The organism is Cupriavidus sp. 01L46, assembly GCF_056399905.1.
This window is the reverse complement of sequence record NZ_JBFTSF010000305.1, coordinates 1-6,843: the sequence shown is the minus strand read 5'-3', so window position 1 is coordinate 6,843 and position 6,843 is coordinate 1. Positions and strand designations below refer to the sequence as shown.

The window sequence follows — 6,843 nt, the reverse complement described above, 5'->3', positions numbered from 1 at the left end:
ATCATGGGCTCGGTCACGCTGCGCGGAATGAAGAGCAGCTCGGTCTTGGCGGACGAGCGCACCGAGGATTCATGCCGGTACTCGCGCAGCATGGCAATGTCGGCGAACACCTCGCGCGCCTTGCGCACGCCAAGGCTGACTTCCTTGCCATTGTCTTCGTTGAAGATGCGCACGGACCCCGACTTGATGATGAAGAGCCCGTCTGCCGCCTCGCCCGCATTGCAGATGGTCTCGCCAAAGCCGTACGAAAGCGCTTGCGCATGCTCCGCCAGCCGCTCCATTTCCTCGCGCGAGAACGGCGAGAGTATTTCCACGCCAGCCAGGAAGTCGGCGAGCGGATGCAGTTCGGGGCTGGCTTCCATATGCGTCTGGGCGCTAGCGGCTAGCGCGCTTCGATGACGTGTTCCTGCGCCCTGGCCATCAGCCAGTCTTCACGCAGGAGTCGGCGCACCTCCGCCGCCACATCGGCATCGAGCGCAGCAGGATGCTTGGCGCTTACCATGAAGATCTCGAAGAAGGAGCGATCCTGGGACGGGAACGGACCGAGCAGGTCGCCGGTGGCGGMGTTGAACACCTTGGCTTCAATATCCGTCTTCAGCGAACCGCGCAGGACCTTGCCGATCGCGCCGCCCTGCTCTTTCGTGTCCGCGATGGAGTGCTCGCGCGCCATCTCGGCGAAGCTGTCGGGATCGTCCCGCAGATAGGAGATCAGCTCCTTTGCCTTGCCCTCAGCGTCCACCACGATATGGCTCACCTCGATGCTGTCGAATTTCGGCGAGTGCAGCTTGAAGTAGGCCTCGACGGCCTTGTCGCTGGCCACCTCGGCAAGCATCTTCTCCTGGTAGAGGCTATCGGTCACGAACGCTTCAAACTCGTCCAGGCTCACACCGAGCACGTCGAGATAATGGTTCATCTCCGTCGCGCGGTGCAAGCCCTGCACGCGCCGGAACTGATCGGCGCGTTCCTGGATTTCCTCCGGCGCCACGGTAATGCCCTGCTTCTTCGCCGCGTGCACCGTGAGCTTGTCCCTGACGATCTGCTCGACCAGCCCTTCGAACTGGCCCGTGAGCTTCAAGACCCGGATGAATTCCTCGACCCCGATGACTTCATCGTCGACCCGCACAATCGCTGTCATCTCGTCAGCTCCTTGATTGTTTTCCATTCGCCAAAATCCACCCGCACGCCGGTGCGGGCCGCCGATGCATCCCTGACCACCTTCCAGGTGTTGCCGCTATCCGCTAGCTTCAGCCCGCCACCTGCCGGAACGGATCCAGCCCCAGGTCGATCAGGCGCCGCTCGCGCACCACGATTTCGGCCGTGGCGGTCATGCCGTAGCGCAGCGGGTACTTGTTGTCTGCCACCGTGTAGTAGTCTTGCGCCAGCCGGACGCGCCCCTCGTACACCGGCTGCTTGTTCGGCCCCGCCAGCTTGGTTGCTGGCGAGATGTACTCGAGCGTGCCGGCAATCAAGCCATAGCGCTGGTAGGGAAAGGCGTTGAACTTCAACTTGACCGGCAAGCCCTCGCGCAGGAAGGCACGATCGCGCTCGGCAATCTCGATCTTGAGCACGGGGCGCGCGTTCTTGGGCGCGATGCCGCCCAATGGCGCATTGGCCAAAACCTTGTCACCGCGCTGCGTGGAGCTGACATCGGTAATCACGCCCGCCACGGGCGCCAGGATCAGCAGGAAGTTATCCTTGTCGATATTCTCGAAACGGATGCGCGCCGCCGCCTCGGCAACCAGGCGCGCGGTCTGCACCTGCAGGCGCAGCTTGTCTTCTGTATTGGCTATCTCGCGCAGCGCGGCGTCGTGCTGGATGCGCAGGTTGGTCAGCTCCTGGCTGCTGCCTTCGAGCTGCACGGTGGCCTGATTGAATTCCTGGCTCAGCTTGGAATCCAGCTCGGCTAGCCGCGACTGGGCAATCTGCAGCGCGTTCTCCGCTTCCACAGCCGCAATCCGCTTGCTCTCCACCTGCGATTGCGAGACCCCGCCGCCGCCCGGCAGCGCAAACAGGCGGGCATAGCGGTCCTGCTCCTGGCGCGCGAATTCACGCGTGCGCCGCGCGCTGTCCAGGTTGCTGCGCGCCTGCTGCAACTGTGCCCGCTGTTGTTCCGCGAGCCGGGTCGTGCCCTCCGCCGTACGGTTCTCGTGCAGGCGCTCCGCCACATCGATCTGCTGCTTCAACGCTGCCGCCTTGCGCTCCATCAACAGCTTCTTGTCGGGAAACTGCTTCCACTCGCGCTCGGAATCCTGCAGCTTGAGCTGCGCCTCCAGCGCGTTGGTGGCGGCCTCGATCGCGCCACGCGCATTGAGCCGCGCCAGCACGTCGTCCTTGTTCACCGGCTGGCCCTCGGCCACATAGAGATCCGCCAGCTCCCCGTCCACCGGCGCATAGAACCGCCGCACTTCCGATTCCGGGGCGAGGGTGCCGTCCGCGGACACGATCACATCCGCGTGGCCCACGAACGACCAGACCAGCGCGCAGACGACCAGCGACACCATGACCAGCACGGAGATCTGCATCAGCTTCCAGGGCTCCGCGCTGAGAATGGCAATGCCCTCGGCGCTGTGGTCCTCAAGCGCCTCGGACAGCGGCTTAAGGCGATTGTCTCGGCTGTCGTCCTTCATCACCCTCCCCTCCAATCAATGCCAGCTTGGACTTGAGCAGCGCCGGGCTCAGCACCATGCGCAATTCCTGCAGCGAACGCCGTTGCAGCTCCGTCTCMGAATCGATATCCTCCCGGACCTGGCTCCACTGCGCCGTATCGCCAACCTTCAACTGCGCGTAAATGCGCATGCCCTGGTGCGCTTGCGCACTGGCATTGGACAGCAGGCGTGCCTGCGCGCGGAACTTGGCGGAGATGTCGGACTCCAGCCGCTGCTCGCCGCCGATGGCGCCATCGCGGCGATACTGGCGCCACGACGCGAGCGCGGCGTTCATCAGTTCCTGCGCACGCCGGATCGCTGCATCGTGTATCGCCGCCACATCGGGCTCGACCGCCTTTAGGAAGTAGGCATCCTCGGCGGGATCGAGCATGGCGTAGAACGACAGCAAGGCGTCCTCATCGCTCTTGCCGCCGCGCGCCTTCGGCAGCACGGCGAACTGCGCGGCGACGGCCTGCTTGCGCGCAAGGTCCTTGGCCGCGGCCTCGGCCCACGGCCCCGTCTTTATCGCTTGCAGCCCGGCAAACGCCTTGGCGCTGTCCCCTGCGCGCCAGGCCTTGTCCACCTCGGCGTACTGGCGCACCAGTTCCGGCGCCGGCAGGCGCCTGGCCGCCAGTTCGCGAAAGCGCGCCTGGAAGGGTGGTGTGGAAAAGCTGGGCTTGGCCATCAGGGCCATCAGCGGGCCTAGCTTGGCTGCGCGCGCCGCGCTGTCCAGCGCAATGTACTGGCGCAGGTCTTCCTTGATGCGATCCATGCCGGCGAGCCTTGGATACTTCTCCGCGTAGTCCGCCAGCACGGCCTGCAGCGCTTCGGGATGGTCGCTCGCCAGCCCGGTGGCCAGCGATGCATTCAAGCGGTCGATGGCGGCCAGATAGACCGAATCGTCACTCTGCAGCTTGCGCACATAGCTGAGCGCATCGGCATATGGCTCCCTGAATTGCGGCACATAGGCGGCGATGCGGTCCAGAGCCCGCTGGTGCGCGGGCGTGTCGTCATTCCAGTGCTTGAGCAGCGCACGAATGCCCGCTTCATCGGTGAAAATACGGATCGGCGCATCCACGCCGCCCCGGCCGGCCACGAAGCGGTTCAGCCGGCCGATCCAGTCGAGTTCATCCAGCACGCCGCGCGCGTCGGCATTGTGCGCGCCTAGCGTCTTCATACGCGCCAGCGCCGTCTCGGCGCCATTGAAGTCGCGCGCCTGCAGCTTGCCGATCCATCCGGGCACCTGATCGCGCAACAGCGCCTCGGTACCCATCGCGCGGAACTGGGCATGATCCGGGTGGCGTTCCAGATACGCGTCGGCCACGGCAGCGGCGCGGGCGTAGTTGCCGCCGGCCATCAAGGACCGCATCTCGCGCTCGGGCGCGCCGCGCAAGTACAGGAAGAGCAGCAACGCCACGACCGCCACGGCGACGGCACCRCCCCAGCGTGCCGCGCGCTTCAGGCCAGCGCGCTCCGAAGCGCCAAAGCTGCTGCCTAGCCTGCCCATGACGAGTGCGAACTTGCCCTGCGCGCGCGGCTTGTCCGTCGCGCCGCCATCGCCTTCCGGCTGGGGCAATGCCTCCTGATTGACCTCATCCTCCTGCTGGGCGGCATAGTCGACGCAGAAGATATCCAGAAAGGAGCCCGCCGCGGCGACAAACGTGGTCTTGTCGGGATCGTGCGCAGGCGTGGCGGGTGCTGGCACCGCGGCGGGTGCCGGTGCCGACGGGGCCGAGACTGGAGCCGCCCGCTCCTGGGCGTGCACGTCGGCGGCATCGGGCGGCGGCAGGTTCGAACTGGTGAGGGTTGCGTCGGCGGCGGCCTGGTTGCATATGCCAACCCGATAGACAAAATGATTGCCACCGAACGCGAGAAGGTCCCTCTCGCCGAGTGCGACCGCGTGCTCATCCACCCGCTTGCCGTTGACGAAGGTCCCATTGGTACTGCCGAGGTCCTCGACAAATGGATCGTTCCCTTTCAGGAAGATGTGCGCATGACGGCGCGAGATATAGTTGACCTGATGCGGATACCTCTCCTTGTAACGGGAAAAAGACGCATCCGCCTTGCTGATCAGGAAGGGAAAGCCGGCCACCTCGATCGGCTGCAGGCCAAGATCGTCGCGCTCGGGCACGAGCGTCAGCACCATCGGCGCCTGCCTTGGCGCCTGGACCGGCGCGCGCGCGCGCAACCGCACCAGGTAGGACAGCGCAGCGCCGAAGCGCAGTTCATCGCCGTCGCGCAGCCTGGCCGGCTGCTGCGCCACGGCCGCGCCATTGACGGTGGTGCCGTTCTTGCTGCCCAGGTCAGCGATATAGGCCGCGCCATGTTCGGAAAAGATGCGCGCATGACGGCGCGAGAGTACCGCGGCTATATCGGGCGGGTATGCCGCGAAAGGCGCTTCCGCGCGGCCCACGGCGAACAGGCTCTCGTCGATGCGGATCTCGCCGAGCTCAGGGTTGGAGATGGGCTCGAGCACGATATCGAACGCCTGCCCCACCTTTGCCCGCATCTCGACAATCAGAGCTTCGTCTGGAGCCATGTTTCGATACCACCAACAGCGCGTGCCACGACGCGTGCGCCAGCGGCAAGCCGTGTTTCATGGCGACGGCGCGAGCCGGTGCGGCCCGCTGCGTCGTGAACGTGTTGACTAAGGACATAGTAGGCCACGCTTGCCCGTAGTCAAACGTCCGCCGGTGGCGTACTTCGCGCCTTGCCAGGCGTGCCCAGCTTCTCGTGCGCAACAGGTTGCAGCCCCTTACTTCGAGACCTGCTGTGACGTCTCTTTCGGCGCGTTGCTCACCTCGGTGCTTGGCCATCCGCCCCCAAGTGCCTTGTAGAGGGTGACAGTGTCGGCCAGGATCTGTTGGTGGTTGGCCAACAATTCCTGTTGCGCGCTCAGCAGCGATCGCTCGGTCTCGAAGACATCGAGCTGGGACACCACGCCCTCCTTCAGCTGGGCCTCGATCTGCGCCGACACCACGCGCAATTGCGCAACCTGCTGCTGCAGTTCCACGCGCTGCTTCTTGTGCGCGTCAACATTGACCAGCGCGTTCTCCACTTCCTCGAATGCCGTAATCACGGTGCGGCCGTATTCGCTCTCGGCAACCTTGGTCTGCGCCTCGCTGGTCTTCACCCGGGCACGCACGCCCGGGTCCAGCATGGGCAGATTGATGCTCGGCATGAAACCGAAGGTGAAGGACTTCAGCAGGGCGCTCAGCGCGAAGCTTGCCGTACCGCCGCGGCCCGTCAGGCTGACGCTGGGCAGTTGCGCCAGGCGCGCCTGGCMGACCAGGTTGACGGACTCGAGCACGCGATACTCCGCTGCCACGATGTCAGGGCGCCGCGAGAGCAATTGCGACGGCAGCCCCGCCGGCACCACCGGCAGTTGCACGCGCTCTTGCAGTCGCCCGGCGGGCACCTTGAACACGCCAGCCGGTACGCCCACCAGCGTGGCCAGCGCGTTCTCGGAAATGTCGCGCGAGCGGCGCAGCTCCAGCAGGTCCTTGGTGAGCCGGTTGATCTCGGCCTGCTGCTGCATCACGCGGATCTTCGGGATCAGGCCGTTCTGGAACATGGCCTGGTAGGTGGTGAGGATCTGCTTGTTCCTCGCCAGCGTTTTGCTCTGCTGATCGATCTGTTCGTCGAACTGCAATATCTGGAAGTAGGTGGTGGACACATCCGAGACCAGGGTGAGGTAGCCGGCACGCCAATCCGCTTCGGTTGCGTTGAATTCGGCGGTCTGGGCCTGCACGCCCTTCTCCACCTTGCCCCATATATCGATGTCCCAGTTGACCTGGGTGCCGAGGTTGTAGGTCTTGACGAGCGACGTGCCCGTGCTCTTCTCGAAGCTTGCCCCTGCCCCCACGTCAAAAACCGGCAGCGCGCCGGCCTTGACCTCGGCGATCTGCGCGCCCGCCACCTTGATGCGCGCGGCCAGCACCTTGATGTCGTAGTTCCCCGCAATCGCCTTGTCGACCAGCCCATCCAGGTACGGATCCCGGAACGCCTGCCACCAGTTCAGCACGATCGTTTCCGCCGGCGAAACCGTGATCGATCCCTGGCGCGCCCAATCCGGCTTGGCCGGCGTTTCGGGCCGCTGGTACACCGGAGGACGAAAGTCGGCGCAAGCGGCCAGCACCAGCAGGCAGGCGCCTGCCATCAGGCACCGCCGCAAAGTGGTGCGCRCACCATGCACGAT

5 protein-coding genes are annotated in these 6,843 nt (G+C 65.2%); all 5 read right to left on the bottom strand.

The features are described from left to right. Nucleotides 1-362, bottom strand: a 362-nt coding sequence (locus AC1DS3_RS32445; protein WP_477128766.1) for a Crp/Fnr family transcriptional regulator, incomplete at its 3' end; no start/stop codon positions are given. Between the two features lie 20 nt (nt 363-382). Next, nucleotides 383-1,135 (bottom strand): peptidylprolyl isomerase, encoded by a 753-nt coding sequence (locus tag AC1DS3_RS32440; RefSeq protein ID WP_477128768.1) that lies wholly within the window; start codon nt 1,133-1,135, stop codon nt 383-385. A gap of 109 nt (nt 1,136-1,244) precedes the next feature. Next, on the bottom strand, nt 1,245-2,627 hold the full coding sequence (locus tag AC1DS3_RS32435) for a beta-barrel domain-containing protein (protein ID WP_441641425.1): 1,383 nt from the start codon (nt 2,625-2,627) through the stop codon (nt 1,245-1,247). Beyond that, on the bottom strand, nt 2,596-5,184 hold the full coding sequence (locus AC1DS3_RS32430; RefSeq protein WP_477109695.1) for an FHA domain-containing protein: 2,589 nt from the start codon (nt 5,182-5,184) through the stop codon (nt 2,596-2,598). The genes AC1DS3_RS32435 and AC1DS3_RS32430 overlap by 32 nt, the downstream gene beginning before the upstream one ends. A gap of 216 nt (nt 5,185-5,400) precedes the next feature. Beyond that, nucleotides 5,401-6,804 (bottom strand): efflux transporter outer membrane subunit, encoded by a 1,404-nt coding sequence (locus AC1DS3_RS32425; protein WP_477128767.1) that lies wholly within the window; start codon nt 6,802-6,804, stop codon nt 5,401-5,403. Between the last annotated feature and the right edge of the window lie 39 nt (nt 6,805-6,843).